A 16,533-nucleotide genomic window follows, 5' to 3' on the forward strand; every position below is an offset into this window, starting at 1 on the left:
GTCGTACGTATTACGACATTTTTAGTTTCTTCTGGATATCGGCTACGTAACCTTTAAATTTTTTATCGGTGTCAATCAAATCCTCTACAGTTTGGCAGGCATAGATCACGGTAGAGTGGTCACGGCCACCAAAGAAATGGCCGATTGATTTAAGGGAGCTTTTGGTATGGGCTTTGGCCAGGTACATAGAAATTTGACGGGCCTGCACAATTTCGCGTTTGCGGGTTTGTGATTTTACCATCTCGATTGGCACTTCAAAATACTCACACACCAGGCTTTGAATGTACTCCATCGAAATTTCTTTAGATGAGTTCTTCACAAAGTTTTTCAACATTTGTTTAGCCAGGTTCAGGTCAATCTCCTTACGGTTAAGCGTTGACTGTGCCAGCAATGATACCATTGCCCCTTCCAGCTCACGCACGTTATTGTCGATGTTATGAGCAACGTATTCGATCACATCGTTAGATAGCTCGATACCGTCCTGGTAGATTTTGTTTTTCAGGATAGCCATACGTGTTTCCAGGTCAGGGATCTGCAGATCGGCAGAAAGGCCCCATTTAAACCTCGAAAGCAGGCGCTCTTCCAAACCGGCCAGATCCTTAGGCGCTTTATCTGATGTAATGATCAGCTGCTTACCTGACTGGTGCAGGTGGTTAAAAATATGGAAGAAGAAATCCTGTGTTTTTTCTTTACCCGCAAAGTTGTGCACATCATCCATGATCAGCACATCAATAGCCTGGTAAAAGTTCACAAAATCGTTTATGTTATTGTGCTTTAAGGCATCAACAAACTGCTGCGTAAATTTCTCGCATGACACATACAGTACCAGCTTATCGGGCAGTGTGCGTTTAATTTCGTTACCGATGGCTTGTGCCAGGTGGGTTTTACCTAAACCTACACCACCGTAAATCATCAGCGGGTTAAAAGAGGTACCTCCCGGTTTAGCAGCAACAGCGTATCCTGCAGAACGGGCCAAACGGTTACAATCACCTTCAACAAAGTTTTCGAAAGTGTAGTTACGGTTAAGCTGAGGATCTACATTCAACTTTTTGAGCCCGGGTATAACAAAGGGGTTTTTAATATCCTTGTTAATTGAAATAGGTATCGGCATACTCTGATGTTTTGAATCAGCGCCATTTCCGTTTGAAGGCATATTAGTTGTGTATGGTTTACTTGATGATTGCTCAACAACTATATTATACTCTAAACGTCCTTCGTCGCCTAATTGTTTCTTAATTGTTTTGCGCAGTAACCCAACATAGTGCTCTTCAAGCCACTCATAAAAAAATAAACTTGGTACCTGTATGGTTAATACACTCCCTTCCATCCTCAAAGCTTTTATCGGCTCAAACCAGGTTTTAAAACTCTGGGCCGGTATGTTGTCTTTGATGATCTGAAGGCAGCTATTCCAAACGTTCGTACAAGTTTTTTCCATATAGATATTAGTAAAATATTGATTTCCAACCCCCAGCGAAACAACTTTTGGCCTTGCTACGGAACATCGAATATTGCCAAAAAAAGCTTATAAAAAAATTAAATTTTCACTTTTTTAACAATTGGCTTTTTATTAACAAATTCGATTTTTTAATGAAATTTTTGTATGGATAACATAATTTTCCATACAAAATCATAATCCAATTATTTTTTAATTATTTTTTTCTTTTTTTGAAATTTCAAGAAAAATCAAAATAAAAACGAGGGTCACAACCCTTAATTATACGCCAAAACAGCGGCAATTGTTGAGCCGTTTCAGCTATTATTTCAAACTAAAAATTAATACACTGGTTTAGTGCCTTATAAAAATAAAAACCAAGTTTTGTTGATTTGCGGCACGCTATAAGCATACGCCCAAAAGCCGCACCACGATACTAATATTCCCCGAAAACGCCGCGTAGTACATCGGCAATCTCCCCCAGCGTAGCATAGCTTTCAACCGAAGTTACGATAAAAGGCATTAAGTTTTCAGTGCCTGTAGCTGCAATTCTCAAAAGATGTAAACTTTTCTCAACAGTTTCTCTATCGCGCGTATTTTTTAGCTCGGTAATTTTCTCCGACTGCATTTTTCTTATAGTGTCATCCACCCTAAATACATTAACAGGCGCTTCTTCCTGCTGTGTAAAGCGGTTAACCCCTACAATCACTTTTTCGCCGGTTTCGATCTCCTGCTGGTACCGGTAGGCCGAAGCTGCTATTTCCTGCTGGATGTAATCCTGCTCAATAGCTTTCACTGCACCGCCCATGGCCTCTATCTTATCTATATATAATTGGGCGGCGGCCTCTATCTCATCTGTCAGGGCCTCTATAAAGTATGAACCCGCCAGCGGGTCAACCGTATCGGTAACGCCACTTTCAAACGCGATGATCTGCTGGGTGCGCAAGGCAATTTTAGCAGCAGCTTCGGTAGGTAACGACAGTGCTTCATCATATCCATTGGTATGCAATGATTGCGTACCTCCCAATACAGCAGCCATAGCCTGGTTGCTTACCCTTATAATATTATTTAAGGGCTGCTGGGCAGTTAAAGTGGAGCCACCGGTTTGGGTATGAAAACGGAGTTTTTGAGCACCCGGATCGGTAGCGCCGAGTTGCTGGACAATATGAGCCCACATGCGCCGGGCAGCCCTGAACTTGGCTATCTCCTCGAAAAAATTGCTATGACAATTAAAAAAGAAAGAAAGGCGTTTGGCAAAAACATTAATATCAAGTCCCTTATCTAACGCGGCTTTTAAATAAGCCTTACCGTTGGCTAATGTAAATGCCAGTTCCTGTACCGCGGTTGAGCCGGCTTCGCGAATGTGATAGCCTGATATAGAAATAGTATTCCATTTAGGCACTTCTTTGCTGCAATATTCAAACACATCAGTAATGAGCCGCATGGACGGTGCAGGTGGGTATATATAGGTGCCGCGGGCGGCGTACTCCTTTAATATATCGTTTTGTATAGTACCGGAAATCTGCTTGAGATCTGCTCCCTGCTTTTTGGCTAAAGCAATATACATAGCCAGCAGGATTGGGGCTGTGGCATTGATGGTCATGGAGGTGGTGATATTCTTCAGTTCAATTCCGTCAAACAGGATTTCTATATCCTTTAACGAATCAATGGCTACCCCTACCTTACCTACCTCGCCTTCGGCAAGGGCATGGTCAGAGTCATAACCTATCTGTGTCGGGAGATCAAACGCTACCGAAAGTCCGTTGGTACCCTGGCTTAATAAATAATGGTAGCGCTTGTTTGATTCTTCGGCGGTTGAAAAACCGGCATACTGCCGCATGGTCCAGGGTTTGCCCCGGTACATATCTTTCTGGATGCCGCGGGTAAAAGGGAATTCGCCGGGCAATTCATTCATATTTGAAGATTCGGTATAAACCTCCTTAATTTCAATACCCGATGTAGTGGTGATCTTTTTATCCGCGGCCATGAGCTTAGTATAATTCTTCCATATCCTGCCTGATCAGGCCTAACGCCACATCATAAGGATTATCTTCCAGCTTGCTTAAATGCACCAGGATCACTTTGCTTAACTCAAGCGCTGAAGTATCCGGCGGCAATGCCTTAACCGCATTATTGATCATATTGATGGTATCATCCTTTACCCTTTTCACCACGTTCCAAACCCGGGCGCTTACATAAATTTGCTGGGTAATGTTATGTTGAAACTCATTACGTACCTCATTAATAATAATAGCCTGTAATTCAGCGGCAGTATCGGCCGAACCGTTTAAACGGATAAGCAAACTTGCCGGGTTAACCCTTTCAATGAATAATACAACCCTTTCATAGGCTTGTAAGCGTAATGGCAGAGTTTGATTGCTGATGGTACGCTTTAATTCCAATAGCTGGATACTTTCCGATTTATCAAGATATGGCTTAAAAAGATAAAAAGCGATATACACAACGCCTAAGCCCGAAATAGTATACTTTAAAATATCAAACAAAAAAGGTAGAGTGGGCATGTTTATGAATGTTATACAGGGGTCATAAAATTATGACATTAACAAAAATCTGCATTTTACGTTATATTTGTGTAGAATAAATAAAAATAAGATGAGTATAGCTGTTGAAACCGCTCCGGTTACTTTTACGCCGGGCGCTGTAAGAGAACTTTTTAAATTGAAAGACCAGCAAGAAATAAGCGAAGACTTCGGTTTACGTGTGGGTGTTGAGGGTGGTGGATGCTCGGGTATGAACTATATCTTAGGCTTCGATATGAAAAAAGACGGCGATCAGGAATACATTATTGATGACATCAAAGTATTTATGCACAAAGCGCATGGTTTATACCTGGCCGGCATGCAGATCGACTACCAGGATGGATTAAATGCCCGTGGCTTTACTTTCAACAATCCTAACGCTGCCAGCACCTGTGGCTGCGGCTCTTCTTTCTCGGTTTAAACAAACCCGGTTAAAATATTGAAAGCCGTTTCATAGCAAATATGAAACGGCTTTTGTTTTTAGAGATATACCCGTGTGCTTTTAAATCTTTAAGAATTGCTACCGAATATCCGTTATAGTTTTCCTGATCCAAGCCGGCACGGTTCCATCCCCGTAGCCCTGGCTGTTAAATCTTATAACTCCTTCCCTGTCAACAACCAAACTCACGGGACATTCATCAACCCCGTAATAGGCAAACAATGGCATCGAATCACCGATGACATGATATTTAAATGGCGATACTTTCAAAAATCGTTCAACCTGTTCCGTTTTATCCAACGAAATTGCGATGAAAACAACATCTTTATTATTCTGATATGCTTCAACAAGGTGATTTAGTTCCGGCATTTCATACCTGCAGGGAGGGCAAGCTATAAACCAAAAATTCAGAACAACAATTTTCCCTTTCAGATCTGCAGCTGTAATCATATTACCGTTAACATCCTTCATACTAAAAAAATTAAAAGTGCTGCCTGTTTTAAAAAACCTGGTCTCCGGTGGTTTATTAGCATTAACAGGTAAACGTCCGTCTGTAAGGTTATCACGTTTCGTCAAAACAAAAGCCGAACTGTCGCTATCATGCTGTACGGGTTTCAACATATAACTGCCTGTAGCCACGAGTTCATGCCACTTAGCAAAGGGATATTTTTCGCCCTTCGCATTGACGACCACTGTTTTTTCGTTAAAACCATATTCTTCTATTGGTTTTGTTATCTCAATCTGCCCATATGCATTTGAAATACCCATGGCCAACAACACGATGGAAAACAAGAGGATGTGATTTTTCATTTCAAGGTTTAAATTTCGGCCGAAATTTAAAGTATAATTGGCATGCCGCCAAATCAGACTATTTCAATGCTCCCAATATTATTACAATCAGATATGTCAGCAATCAAAAAATTAGTGCTCAGCCCCTGTAACAAATAGCTATAGTGCTTAGTCATACCAACAAGTTTTTTATATTTATACCATGCCGGTAAAAACCTCTTACAAAGAAAACATTTCTATTGCATTACAGTCCATAGCCGGCAACAGGCTGCGCACCTCATTAACCGCGCTGATCATTGCTATAGGCATTATGGCCTTGGTTGGTATTTTAACAGCAATTGAGGGGATCAGGCAGTTTACTAATGATGCTTTTGCCGATCTTGGCGCCAATACCTTCACTTTGCAAAACCGCGGCGAAGGGCTAAATTTTGGCAATGGCGGGCATCGCAAGGTTTATCCGGCCATTACCTATGATCAGGCCGTACGTTTCAAAAACACTTTTAAACTACCGGTGGCCGTAGCCATTAATTTAGAGGTGAACGGTACCGCTGTAGCTAAATATGGTAACCAAAAAACCAATCCAAACATATCTATCTCAGGCTCTAATGAAAACTACCTGCTTACAGCAGGCAAAAAACTGGCTTTCGGGCGTAATTTCTCGGCTTCTGAGCTGGAACATGGCTCAAACGTGGTTATCATTGGCGATGAGATCAAAAAGAAACTATTTAAAACCGAGGACCCGATAAATAAATCAATATACCTTGGCACCGACAGGTTCAGGATAGTTGGTGTATTTGCATCAAAAGGTTCGAGCTCATTTGGGGGCGATAAATTTTGTGTGATCCCTGTATTGAAAGCTAAGCAGATAGACAGTACAAAAAATGCCTCATTCACGGTAACTGTTAAAGTGGCCAGTCCCGGTGCCCTTGATGCTACTATCGGTGAAGCCACTTCCCTGTTTAGAAATGTAAGAGGGCTTAACGTTGTTAACCAGGATAACTTTGAAATAAGCCGGAGCGATTCCATTCAAAAGGAATTATCAGGCCAGCTTGCAGGTATTACTGCCGCCGGCTTTGCAGTTGGCATTATCACACTCATAGGTGCGGCCATCGGGCTTATGAACATCATGCTGGTATCGGTAACAGAACGCACCCGTGAAATTGGCGTGCGCAAAGCCATAGGGGCAACCCCGGCTATCATCCGTAAACAATTTTTGATAGAGGCTATAGTGATCTGCCTTATAGGCGGCGCGGCCGGCATGATACTGGGTATGGCCGCCGGAAACCTCATTGCCGTACAAATAAGTGGCGCGTTTGTAGTACCATGGGGCTGGTTGTTCTTTGCAGTAATACTATGTACGTTTATCGGTTTAATATCGGGTTACTACCCCGCAAAAAAGGCAGCCAAACTTGATCCGGTTGAGGCTTTGAGGTATGAATAAGCACAGAAGCAATAAAGCTCAAAGAAATGCTTTCACTCAACCTAAAATAGCAGAAACATCCTCTTTAAAAATACTGATGGATATTCTTTTCCCCAGAATAAAATTCGCTAACTCAACGGAAGCGTAACTTGTTTGGAATATGGATAAACTGTTAATCCGTAATAATGAAAGTTAAGGTATACGCTGAGAATAAAATCCTGCTCACTTGTAAATATATTTGGTTAGAGCCGTTTGCACCAGGCACCGCTCGTAAGTTTACTTTTACGGGTATTAGCGCCACTTCAAAAAAGAGAATTCTACAAAAAACAGATGACGCATTTTACATTGGCTCAAACGAATTGAAAATACAAGTCGATATTTTTGATAAATTCAGAAGAAGGCTATCTATCGAAAACTTTAAAGTGTACTTGATCGATTATGGAGATCTGGAAAAATCATCACTTTGGATTTCAGGGTTAGTATATGATGATTATTTTACAGAGTATCGGCAAGGTCGTGTAGATGTTTTTAGCTTGTGGGCTAAAGATCAGAGTATTAAATGGAAAGATCTTCCTTTGAATTCACTGCTTAAAGAAGATTACATCGACTGTTGCCTTTCATATTCAGGGTTAAGTTCACAAATACTTGACCGGGATTATTACAAGATTGATTGGTCATTGATAAATGAAGATAACGATTTTCTTTATTGGATCAGTTTAGAATTCATTGGAGAAAAAGGATATTTTGGACATAGTCTTTATACTTTCGAAGATTGTTTATTAGAGATATTCCACAACGGTGGTTTAAAGGAACAAAGAAAAATGACATTCTTCAGCAGTACAAAAATATCAGATCCTAAAGTTTACGAGTTATATCAACTTACAAAAGGAGTTTTCGAACGATTTAAATTTTCCGTTGAAGAAATATAGCTTGCCCCGCGACAAGGCATATCTCAACAAAAAGAAAACTCCGATAGTACAACCGATCTCAACACATCATCCAACAAAAAAGGCGCATTAAATGCACCTTTTTTGTGATAAATTTATCTAAAACAACATCTTGTTCTTAAGCGGATAATCGAAAAGTAACTTTTCGATATAGGTTGTTTTAAGTGAATCAGCAAATGCCGCTGCATGCCTCAAGTGGTGCATGTCGCTTGAAATGTAATCTATCAAGCTATTATCAACCAGTTCTTCGGCCATCTTTTTTATGTCTTTGCCATAGTATCCGGTAAGGGATATCGTGTTAAGCTGAAAATCAACTCCCCAGCTATGAAGGTTCCTCAACGTATCCAAATCAAGGTACTGGTAACGCTCCGGATGGGCTAAAATAGGCTTATACCCCTTGTCATGAAGCTTTTGAATTACACTATAAGTATTTGGTGGTTGATTTATAAATGAAAACTCAAATAACACATGGTTATCGCCCATAGTCATAACCGGCCCGTTCTCTATACGCCCTTCAAACGTTTCATCAAAATAGTGTTCGGCAGCGGCCTCAACAGGTATATCAATTCCCTGTTTAACCAGTTCGGCTTTTAATATGGTGAGTGCGTTTCCAATAGTTTCGGGAGTGTTACGATAAAAATCTATCATGATGTGGGGCGTGGCAATAATTTTTTTTATCCCCAGTTCCATCATCTTCTTTATCAACTCTACCGAATCCTCAGGTGTTTTGGCACCATCGTCAATTCCGGGCAACACATGTGAGTGCATATCAACCATGATACTTTCATAGTTGTATTTTGATTCCCTTACTTCCTTTTTCCTCTTAAAAAGCCCGAACATTTTTATCTATCGTTATACTGACTGCTGTAATACTGCTGGTAATGTCCCGACGTTACATCATTAAGCCATTCCTCATTAGCAAGGTACCAATCTACTGTTTTTTCCAAACCTTCTTCAAAAGTTATGCCCGGCACCCAACCCAATTCATTTTTGAGTTTGGTTGCATCAATAGCATATCTTAGATCGTGCCCGGCCCTGTCTGTTACAAAAGTGATCAGTTTGGCCGAATCTCCCTCGGTCCTGCCTAATTTTTTGTCCAATATACTGCAAAGCAATCTTATCAGGTCAATATTTTTCCATTCATTATGGCCGCCAATATTATAGGTTGAGCCTGATTTGGCATTATGGAATATCACATCAATAGCGCGCGCATGGTCTTCAACCCAAAGCCAGTCACGTATATTTTCGCCTTTACCATATACAGGTACCGGTTTACTTTGTTTGATATTATTGATTGCCAGCGGAATTAGCTTTTCCGGAAAATGAAACGATCCGTAGTTATTTGAGCAATTTGATATCACGGTATCCATACCGTAAGTATCCTGGTACGCCCTTACAAAATGATCAGACCCAGCCTTTGAAGCCGAATAGGGAGAATGCGGGTCGTAGGCGGTTTCTTCGGTAAACATGCCGTCTTCGCCAAGCGAGCCATATACCTCATCTGTTGATACATGGTAAAAACGGGTTTGATCATATCTGCCTTTCCAGTGCTCGCGGGCGGTATTCAATAAATTTACTGTACCTACCACATTGGTCATTACAAATTCAACCGGATTAGTGATCGACCTGTCTACATGTGATTCGGCAGCAAGGTGGATTACCGCATCGGGGTTTTCGGCTTCAAAAAGTTTATTTATAAAATCAATATCAACAATATCACCCTTTATGAATTTATAATTAGGTTCATTTTCGATATCCTTCAAATTGGCCAGGTTACCTGCGTAAGTAAGTTTATCTAAATTAATAATACTATAATCAGGATAATTCTTTACAAACCTGCGCACCACATGCGAGCCAATAAACCCAGCCCCTCCTGTAATAATGATCTTTTTTTTCATTCCCTGCCGTTGTTATTTATTGAAAGGATTTTGAGCGATATATTTTTCCCATTCCCAGGCCGATGACATCATTTCACCAATACCAAGTTGGGCTGTCCAGCCAAGTTTGGTTGATGATTTGGTAACATCGCCCCAAACCTGCTCCACATCACCTTCGCGGCGCGGGCCGATTTCATAGTTCAGTTTTTCGCCTGTTGTGCTTTCAAAAGCATGAATTACTTCCAACACCGAAGTGCCGTTACCAGTACCCAGGTTAAACACATCATAACCTTTAAATTCATCTTTTTGGGCAAGCTTTAATGCAGCTACGTGAGCTTTGGCCAAATCAACTACGTGAATGTAATCGCGAATGCAGCTACCATCAGGTGTATTATAGTCATCGCCAAAAACAGTTATTTTTTCGCGTTTGCCTATAGCTGTCTGCGTAATAAAAGGCACCAAATTTTGAGGTACACCAATTGGCAACTCACCAATCAGGGCCGACTCATGGGCACCTACCGGGTTAAAATAACGTAATGAGATCACTTTATAATTGGTGCCGGAATTTACCATATCAACCAAAATCTCTTCGGCTATTTGTTTGGTATTGCCGTATGGCGATTGTGCTGGTTGCACAGGAGCATTTTCTGTAACGGGCAGTTTTTCAGGCTGGCCATAAACTGTACAGCTTGATGAAAATACAAAATTAATAGCCTTACCGTAGTAAGCTTCTAATAAGTTGATAAGCGAATAAAAATTATTCCTGTAGTATTTCATCGGTTTTTTAACCGATTCGCCTACTGCTTTGAAAGCCGCAAAGTGGATGATACCGCTTATTTCTGGCTCGGCAAGTGCAAGCGACCGAACGGCGGCTTCATCACAAAGGTCAAGTTTGTGAAATACCGGGGTAAAGCCTAATATCTTTGTAAGTTGATCCAATATTTTAGGATCTGAGTTTGACAAATCGTCAACAATAACAGGATCATAACCTGCATTAATCAATTCAACAACTGTATGAGATCCAATAAAACCCAAACCGCCTGTTACTAATATTTTCATCGTTTAAATAGAGTGTATATTTTAATGTTTAACCAAGTAAATAGATTGTGACTATCCATCTACTTTATGTTATATTATAAAAAAGGCCCAAATTTAATTTCCGGCCTTGTTAACCTTACTTGTTGTAATAAGTAAAATCTTTATGATTTATTTCCTGTTCTGGTAATGATTTGAAGTAATCTAAAGTAATCTTCAAACCTTCACTTCTGGATACCTTTGGCTCCCAGCCCAGTATGGCCCTGGCTTTCGTGATATCCGGACGACGTTGTTTCGGGTCGTCTGTAGGTAGCGGCAGGCTGATTAACTTTTGATCCGTTCCCGTAAGTTTGATGATCTCCTCACCAAATTCACGGATCGTGATCTCATCGGGGTTACCAATGTTCACCGGCTGGGCATAATCACTGTGCAGTAAACGGTAAATGCCTTCTATCAAATCATCTACATAACAAAATGACCGGGTTTGTGAACCATCGCCAAACATTGTCAGCGATTCGCCCCTCAATGCCTGGCCAATAAAGGCCGGCAATACCCTACCATCGTTAAGCCTCATCCTTGGGCCATAAGTGTTAAAGATCCTTACGATCCTCGTTTCCAGTCCATGAAAAGTATGGTAGGCCATGGTGATGGCTTCCTGGAACCTTTTTGCTTCGTCATATACCCCTCTCGGGCCTACAGGGTTTACATTGCCCCAGTATTCCTCCGGCTGCGGGTTGATATTCGGGTCACCATATACTTCTGAAGTTGATGCAATCAGCATCCTTGCCTTTTTATTACGGGCAAGCCCAAGCAGGTTATGGGTACCCAATGAGCCTACCTTTAATGTTTGAATCGGGATTTTCAGGTAATCGATCGGGCTTGCAGGCGAGGCAAAATGCAGGATGTAGTGCAATTCGCCGGGTACATATACAAACGTGGATACATCATGGTTATAAAACTCAAAGTTTTCCAGCTTGAACAAATGTTCGATATTTCTCAAATCACCTGTAATCAGGTTATCCATGCCTATTACATGGTAACCTTCTTTAATAAACCTGTCGCACAGGTGCGAGCCTAAAAAGCCGGCTGCTCCGGTGATCAGGATCCTTTTTCTTTCTGTCATATTACTACTGTTTTACGGCCTATACTATTATAATAAAATCTATGGTCTTTCATCCTGTTCAGATCATACAGGGTATGCCCATCAATTATTGTTACATCCATGGTATTAAATGTGTTCAAATTCAAGGTAAACAATTTGTATGATCAACCATTTTAACCAGCTTATTACGGCACCGGGCGGGCCATAAAACCAATATTGTAATTATTGTTATTACTTTTATGCCCGGCTAAGATAATCATTCAGCATTAAAATTGATGTTATTATATAATATAGGAATCAAATTATATTCCCTTTTTATCCGTTTTGCCTCATTGTTTAACAATAAGGCAAAACTTTGGGTTGCAGGACGTAAAAACACTGTCTTTATACGGATAGAAAGCAGTATTTGGTTTCATTTTGCCTCACTTGGCGAGTTTGAACAGGGCAGGCCAATACTGGAAGCAATAAGAAATTTACGCCCGGGGAAGAAAATAGTGGTCACTTTTTTTTCTCCTTCGGGATACGAGATCAGGAAAAACACCCCGCTTGCCGACTATGTTTATTACCTGCCTTTAGATACCGCAAAAAACGCCCGCAGCTTTATTGATGCCATTAACCCGGAGATTATTATTTTCACTAAATACGAATATTGGTTCCACTTTTTTAACGAAGCAAACAGGCGTAACATCCCTTTATATATTGTATCGGGCATATTCAGGCCGGGGCAGGTATTCTTTAAATGGTACGGCGGTTTTAACCGCAACATATTGAGCCTGGTAAGCCACTTCTTTTTACAGGATGAGGCTTCTAAGCTATTATTGCAAGGCATCGGTATCAACAATACATCCGTGAGCGGCGATACCCGGTTCGATCGTGTTTGGGCCAATTCGCAAAACCCGAAAGTACTGCCTTTGATAGATGAGTTTAAAAACGGGCATAAACTGTTTATCGCAGGCAGCACATGGCCACAGGACGAAGCCTTATTAGCCAAACTGGTAAGCGAATACCCTGATTGGAAATTCATCTTCGCCCCGCATGAAATACCGGAGGAGAAGATTAACAACCTGATAGGTTTATTGCCGGAAGGGAAGGCAATTACATTCTCCCAATTAAAGTCCGAAGCCGAAGGTCTGAGGTCCGGAGATTTCATTAACCAATCTCTAACCTCCAACCTACAGTCTCTCGTCATTGACAACATCGGTATGCTTTCGTCACTTTATGCTTATGCGGATATTGCCTACATAGGCGGCGGCTTTGGTGTAGGGATCCATAATACTTTAGAGGCGGCGGCTTTCGGCCTGCCGGTTATCTTTGGCCCTAACTATCAAAAGTTTAATGAGGCCAGGGAGCTCATCGCCATCAAAGCCGGGTTTAGCATCAACAACGAAACCGAGCTGAAAGGCATTGTTGATACACTGGTTAATGATGACGCTTTTTATAATGTTACCAGCAAAAAGGTATTCAATTATGTAAAGGAAAATGTGGGTGCTACGGAGATGATCATGAAGTATATCGATAAATAGTTATTCATTCAAATTACCATCTCCTAAAACAAAACAGCGGTATTTACTGTACAAAAGCCATAAATTCTTAATATTGCCTTAATGGGTTTTTTACATCTGCCCGGCTTGGGCAAAGCACATTTTCACGAATATGGTACCGGTCAGAAGCCATTGCTGGCCTTTCATGGTTATGGCATGACGGGTAAGCAGTTTCATGTACTTGATCAATCTGTTTTACCCCAGTATCACATATACGGTTTCGATCATTTTTTTCACGGCGAAAGCAGGCTCGACAGCTGGACAGAACAGCAGATCCTGAACGGAATGCCCAAAGCCATGGTACGTAATTACATGGAAGAATGGTTTAAACTTTATGGCAGGCAGCGTTTTTCGGTAATGGGATATTCTATAGGTGCCAACCTGGCCCTGATATTGGTTGAAGAATATGCCGATATGATTGACGATATTATATTAATGGCACCCGATGGCCTGGCTGTTTTTAAAGGTTTTCATTTTATATTGCATAACAAACTTGGCAGGGCAATTTTTCGCACAGCTACAAAAAGTAAATGGCTTGCCCCTTTTTTAGTAAAAAGTGTAAAAAAGGTTGGTGTTATTGATGAAAGCCTTTATCAAATAGCCTACAATGAAATTGATACTGAACAAAAACGGCTTGATACTTATTATACCCTAAATTTGATCAGGCTGTTAAAACCAGATGCGGAGAAAGTAGCCCGGCTCATCAATCAGCATAAAATCAAATGTTTGCTGATATTTGGAAAGCATGACAAGCTGTTCCCAAAATCGGCAGCTATGCCATTTTTAAGAATGCTTGATGACGCCGAAGTACACGAGGTTGAGCTTGGGCACTGGCTGGTTACAAAAGCACTGGATGAGTATTTAGTTAAATAAAACATGGTACCCTCGCGAAAAAAGAAATTCTGGAGTAAACTATACATCAGCTATGTTCGTTGGTGGATCAGCCGTAATTTTAAAGAGATTAATGTACAGCCTTTTGAACCTCGGCCTGGTCATTCAACATTACTTTTGAGTAATCATTTCAGCTGGTGGGACGGCTTTATTGCCAACTGGACAGCCGTTTACAATCTCAAAAAACAATACTACGTAATGATGCAGCAGGATCAGTTTGATCAGCGCAGTTACTTACGGTACATAGGTGCCTACTCCATCCAAAAGGGATCAAGGGCTATGCTCGAGTCGCTCACTTACTCGGCCGGGATCCTGGATCAACCCGACAACCTGATCGTGATATTTCCGCAGGGCGAATTGTACTCTAACCATGAAACGCACATCCACGTTGAAAAAGGTGTTTATAAACTCATGCAGCAGATAAAAGGCCCCTGCCAGGTGGTTTACCATTGCATCCTGATAGATTACTTTGAAAGCCTGAAACCACGTGCTTATGTTCACTTATTTGATTTGGGAGTTGCCAGCCAACTCACTTTTGAACAGTTGAAAGAGAACATTAACAATGCCCATCAGCAAGCTTTGAAAAATCAGATCAATATGGAGCATTAACAATTGACGCTAATTTCCCGAATTGTTTCGAAGTGACGCTAATTCCATTTGATAAACCGGGCGATAAAATTCGTGTAATTCGGCTAAATTGTTCAGTAAGCAATGCATTCGTGTTAACTGCTTTAATTCGTTTAATTCGATAAAATTGTCGTCGACATGCAATACATTCGTGTCAAAATATGATCCGCAATAAAAATAACTTTTTCATGAACCGCATTGTCCATTACTATATCAAATGGGCGGTTAGCAAAACATTTCATGAGTTATTGTTTGATGATATTGCGATTGACAAAAACAAGTCAGTGCTACTTATTGGTAATCACTTTAGTTTTTGGGACGGATTGATCTTATATTGTATCAACGAGAAACTACTAAAGAAAAAACTGCATGTCATGATCCTGGAAGAAACCGCCCGTAAAGAGCGCTTCCTGATATATGTGGGCGCCTTTTCGGTAAAAAAAGATTCCAGGAGCGTACTTCAATCGCTCGATTACGCTGCCGAATTACTTAACGATCCTGCAAATTTGGTTTTAATGTTTCCGCAGGGCAGGCTGTATGCTAACTTTGTTACAAACATAAAATTTGAAAAAGGACTTGTAAGGATAGTTGAAAAAGCGGCCGGAAATTTCCAGCTTGTTTTTGCTTCAACTTTTATTCAGTACTTTAAACATAAAAAGCCCACAGCAACCGTTTACTTAAAAAGCGAACCCGAAAATTACGCCGGAAAAAGCATAGATAAATTACAGGAAGCATACCAAAGGCATTATGAAGCCTCCAAATTACAACAAACCGAAATTGATATATAAAAAGTGATAATAGCCATATTAATAACCCTCTTTTTTATCATACTCAGGTTTGCGGTAACGCTGTTCAACTATATCTCCAACCCTAAGCTGCCCCATATAGGTCGGTATTATTCGGATAAGGTGTCCATCCTGATCCCCGCACGTAACGAGGCCGGCAATATACTAACCCTGTTAAACTCTATCCATCAGCAGGATTATAACAACTACGAGGTTATTATTTATGACGATGATTCGACCGATGATACATACCGGGTTTGTAACGAGTTTGCAGCCGGGCACCCTCATTTCAGGGTAATAAAAGGTAATAAATTACCCGATGGCTGGATGGGTAAAAATTACGCCTGCCACCAAATGGCTAAACAGGCAGATGGCAAATACCTGCTGTTTTTGGATGCAGACGAGCAGATCAGCAACCGGCTGATCAATAGCGCGGTACACCGCATGCACCTGCACCAGTTAGGTTTGTTAAGCCTGTTCACCAACCAAACTATGCTTACTACCGGCGAAAACCTGGTAGTACCGCTCATGCATTTCATATTGCTTAACCTGCTGCCTTTACGCCTGGTATATATCGTAAAAAATGCTTCGGTAGCGGCGGCCAGCGGCCAGTTCATGTTATTTGATGCCGCCATTTACCATAAACATCAATGGCACAAAGCAGTGAAAAACAAAGTGGTAGAAGATGTGGAGATCATGCGCCTTATTAAAGCCGAAAATTATAACGGCGAAGCACTGCTGGCCAACGGCATGATCAGTTGCCGCATGTACCGGGGATACAACGAGGCAATAAACGGGTTTAGCAAAAATTTTCTGGCTGCTTTTAACTACAGTATCATCGGCTTTTTGGTATATATTACCATCACCATCGCGGGTCCGTTGATTATTCTTACAACCCTGAACCTGCCTTTGATATTTTTTACCTTGGGACTTATTTTGCTTACGCGGATCATGATCTCGCTTTCGGCCGGGCAAAACGCAGGGTACAATATCCTTTTACATCCTGCCCAGATGTTTAGCCTGCTGGTAGTAGCAATATTATCTATACAACGCCATCTTACCAAAACCACCATGTGGAAAGGGCGAAAAATTTGAGATCCTCAATAAC

At 41.1% G+C, this 16,533-nt stretch carries 16 protein-coding genes; 8 read left to right on the top strand and 8 right to left on the bottom strand.

Annotated features, from left to right (window positions below):
* Nucleotides 1-10: 10 nt before the first annotated feature.
* The 3 genes from dnaA to AC1DUD_RS13130 all read right to left on the bottom strand — a co-directional run bounded on the left by dnaA (nt 11) and on the right by AC1DUD_RS13130 (nt 3,954).
* Nucleotides 11-1,435, bottom strand: coding sequence for a chromosomal replication initiator protein DnaA (gene dnaA, locus AC1DUD_RS13120; RefSeq protein WP_477375136.1), 1,425 nt, complete (start codon nt 1,433-1,435; stop codon nt 11-13).
* A gap of 433 nt (nt 1,436-1,868) precedes the next feature.
* The gene (locus AC1DUD_RS13125; RefSeq protein ID WP_477375137.1) at nt 1,869-3,419 is read right to left on the bottom strand and encodes an acyl-CoA mutase large subunit family protein; all 1,551 of its coding nucleotides are present in this window, start codon (nt 3,417-3,419) and stop codon (nt 1,869-1,871) included.
* Nucleotides 3,420-3,423: 4 nt separating this feature from the next.
* Nucleotides 3,424-3,954, bottom strand: coding sequence for a DUF7935 family protein (locus tag AC1DUD_RS13130; RefSeq protein ID WP_243485630.1), 531 nt, complete (start codon nt 3,952-3,954; stop codon nt 3,424-3,426).
* A 91-nt stretch (nt 3,955-4,045) separates the two neighbouring features.
* Here AC1DUD_RS13130 and AC1DUD_RS13135 point away from each other — a divergent pair, with 91 nt between their 5' ends.
* Entirely contained in the window at nt 4,046-4,393 is a 348-nt protein-coding gene (locus AC1DUD_RS13135; RefSeq protein WP_477375138.1) for a HesB/IscA family protein, read from the top strand.
* 99 nt (nt 4,394-4,492) lie between these two features.
* Here AC1DUD_RS13135 and AC1DUD_RS13140 read toward each other — a convergent pair whose 3' ends face one another.
* Complete coding sequence (locus AC1DUD_RS13140) at nt 4,493-5,221, bottom strand: TlpA family protein disulfide reductase (RefSeq protein WP_477375139.1); 729 nt, start codon at nt 5,219-5,221, stop codon at nt 4,493-4,495.
* 181 nt (nt 5,222-5,402) lie between these two features.
* Here AC1DUD_RS13140 and AC1DUD_RS13145 point away from each other — a divergent pair, with 181 nt between their 5' ends.
* Both AC1DUD_RS13145 and AC1DUD_RS13150 read left to right on the top strand, forming a co-directional pair.
* Nucleotides 5,403-6,641: an ABC transporter permease gene (locus AC1DUD_RS13145; protein ID WP_477375140.1), complete on the top strand. Its 1,239-nt coding sequence runs from the start codon at nt 5,403-5,405 to the stop codon at nt 6,639-6,641.
* 164 nt (nt 6,642-6,805) lie between these two features.
* Nucleotides 6,806-7,549, top strand: coding sequence for a barstar family protein (locus tag AC1DUD_RS13150; RefSeq protein WP_477375141.1), 744 nt, complete (start codon nt 6,806-6,808; stop codon nt 7,547-7,549).
* 117 nt (nt 7,550-7,666) lie between these two features.
* Here the strand turns inward: AC1DUD_RS13150 and AC1DUD_RS13155 are convergent, their stop codons facing one another.
* From AC1DUD_RS13155 to AC1DUD_RS13170, 4 genes are all read right to left on the bottom strand, one after another.
* Nucleotides 7,667-8,407 (bottom strand): tyrosine-protein phosphatase, encoded by a 741-nt coding sequence (locus AC1DUD_RS13155; protein ID WP_477375142.1) that lies wholly within the window; start codon nt 8,405-8,407, stop codon nt 7,667-7,669.
* Between the two features lie 2 nt (nt 8,408-8,409).
* Nucleotides 8,410-9,465, bottom strand: coding sequence for a dTDP-glucose 4,6-dehydratase (rfbB, locus tag AC1DUD_RS13160; protein ID WP_477375143.1), 1,056 nt, complete (start codon nt 9,463-9,465; stop codon nt 8,410-8,412).
* 12 nt (nt 9,466-9,477) lie between these two features.
* Complete coding sequence (gene galE, locus AC1DUD_RS13165; RefSeq protein WP_477375144.1) at nt 9,478-10,503, bottom strand: UDP-glucose 4-epimerase GalE; 1,026 nt, start codon at nt 10,501-10,503, stop codon at nt 9,478-9,480.
* 115 nt (nt 10,504-10,618) lie between these two features.
* Nucleotides 10,619-11,602 (bottom strand): UDP-glucuronic acid decarboxylase family protein, encoded by a 984-nt coding sequence (locus tag AC1DUD_RS13170; protein ID WP_477375145.1) that lies wholly within the window; start codon nt 11,600-11,602, stop codon nt 10,619-10,621.
* A 254-nt stretch (nt 11,603-11,856) separates the two neighbouring features.
* On the opposite strand from AC1DUD_RS13170, the gene AC1DUD_RS13175 reads away from it, so the two are divergent.
* The 5 genes from AC1DUD_RS13175 to AC1DUD_RS13195 all read left to right on the top strand — a co-directional run bounded on the left by AC1DUD_RS13175 (nt 11,857) and on the right by AC1DUD_RS13195 (nt 16,520).
* The gene (locus AC1DUD_RS13175; RefSeq protein WP_477375146.1) at nt 11,857-13,104 is read left to right on the top strand and encodes a 3-deoxy-D-manno-octulosonic acid transferase; all 1,248 of its coding nucleotides are present in this window, start codon (nt 11,857-11,859) and stop codon (nt 13,102-13,104) included.
* An 81-nt stretch (nt 13,105-13,185) separates the two neighbouring features.
* Nucleotides 13,186-13,995 (top strand): alpha/beta fold hydrolase, encoded by an 810-nt coding sequence (locus AC1DUD_RS13180; protein ID WP_477375147.1) that lies wholly within the window; start codon nt 13,186-13,188, stop codon nt 13,993-13,995.
* Nucleotides 13,996-13,998: 3 nt separating this feature from the next.
* Nucleotides 13,999-14,622, top strand: coding sequence for a lysophospholipid acyltransferase family protein (locus AC1DUD_RS13185; RefSeq protein ID WP_477375148.1), 624 nt, complete (start codon nt 13,999-14,001; stop codon nt 14,620-14,622).
* A 206-nt stretch (nt 14,623-14,828) separates the two neighbouring features.
* Nucleotides 14,829-15,428 (top strand): lysophospholipid acyltransferase family protein, encoded by a 600-nt coding sequence (locus AC1DUD_RS13190; RefSeq protein ID WP_477375149.1) that lies wholly within the window; start codon nt 14,829-14,831, stop codon nt 15,426-15,428.
* A 3-nt stretch (nt 15,429-15,431) separates the two neighbouring features.
* A complete protein-coding gene (locus AC1DUD_RS13195) occupies nt 15,432-16,520 on the top strand; it encodes a glycosyltransferase family 2 protein (protein ID WP_477375150.1) in 1,089 nt (362 codons plus the stop codon).
* Nucleotides 16,521-16,533: the final 13 nt, after the last annotated feature.

This window comes from Mucilaginibacter sp. P4_A11 (assembly GCF_056402535.1).

What these genes read in the sequence shown, in the direction of transcription:
- dnaA (WP_477375136.1), bottom strand. Translation starts at nt 1,435, where the DNA reads ATGGAAAAAACTTGTACGAACGTTTGGAATAGCTGCCTTCAGATCATC.
- AC1DUD_RS13125 (WP_477375137.1), bottom strand. Translation starts at nt 3,419, where the DNA reads ATGGCCGCGGATAAAAAGATCACCACTACATCGGGTATTGAAATTAAG.
- AC1DUD_RS13130 (WP_243485630.1), bottom strand. Translation starts at nt 3,954, where the DNA reads ATGCCCACTCTACCTTTTTTGTTTGATATTTTAAAGTATACTATTTCG.
- AC1DUD_RS13135 (WP_477375138.1), top strand. Translation starts at nt 4,046, where the DNA reads ATGAGTATAGCTGTTGAAACCGCTCCGGTTACTTTTACGCCGGGCGCT.
- AC1DUD_RS13140 (WP_477375139.1), bottom strand. Translation starts at nt 5,221, where the DNA reads ATGAAAAATCACATCCTCTTGTTTTCCATCGTGTTGTTGGCCATGGGT.
- AC1DUD_RS13145 (WP_477375140.1), top strand. Translation starts at nt 5,403, where the DNA reads ATGCCGGTAAAAACCTCTTACAAAGAAAACATTTCTATTGCATTACAG.
- AC1DUD_RS13150 (WP_477375141.1), top strand. Translation starts at nt 6,806, where the DNA reads ATGAAAGTTAAGGTATACGCTGAGAATAAAATCCTGCTCACTTGTAAA.
- AC1DUD_RS13155 (WP_477375142.1), bottom strand. Translation starts at nt 8,407, where the DNA reads ATGTTCGGGCTTTTTAAGAGGAAAAAGGAAGTAAGGGAATCAAAATAC.
- rfbB (WP_477375143.1), bottom strand. Translation starts at nt 9,465, where the DNA reads ATGAAAAAAAAGATCATTATTACAGGAGGGGCTGGGTTTATTGGCTCG.
- galE (WP_477375144.1), bottom strand. Translation starts at nt 10,503, where the DNA reads ATGAAAATATTAGTAACAGGCGGTTTGGGTTTTATTGGATCTCATACA.
- AC1DUD_RS13170 (WP_477375145.1), bottom strand. Translation starts at nt 11,602, where the DNA reads ATGACAGAAAGAAAAAGGATCCTGATCACCGGAGCAGCCGGCTTTTTA.
- AC1DUD_RS13175 (WP_477375146.1), top strand. Translation starts at nt 11,857, where the DNA reads ATGTTATTATATAATATAGGAATCAAATTATATTCCCTTTTTATCCGT.
- AC1DUD_RS13180 (WP_477375147.1), top strand. Translation starts at nt 13,186, where the DNA reads ATGGGTTTTTTACATCTGCCCGGCTTGGGCAAAGCACATTTTCACGAA.
- AC1DUD_RS13185 (WP_477375148.1), top strand. Translation starts at nt 13,999, where the DNA reads ATGGTACCCTCGCGAAAAAAGAAATTCTGGAGTAAACTATACATCAGC.
- AC1DUD_RS13190 (WP_477375149.1), top strand. Translation starts at nt 14,829, where the DNA reads ATGAACCGCATTGTCCATTACTATATCAAATGGGCGGTTAGCAAAACA.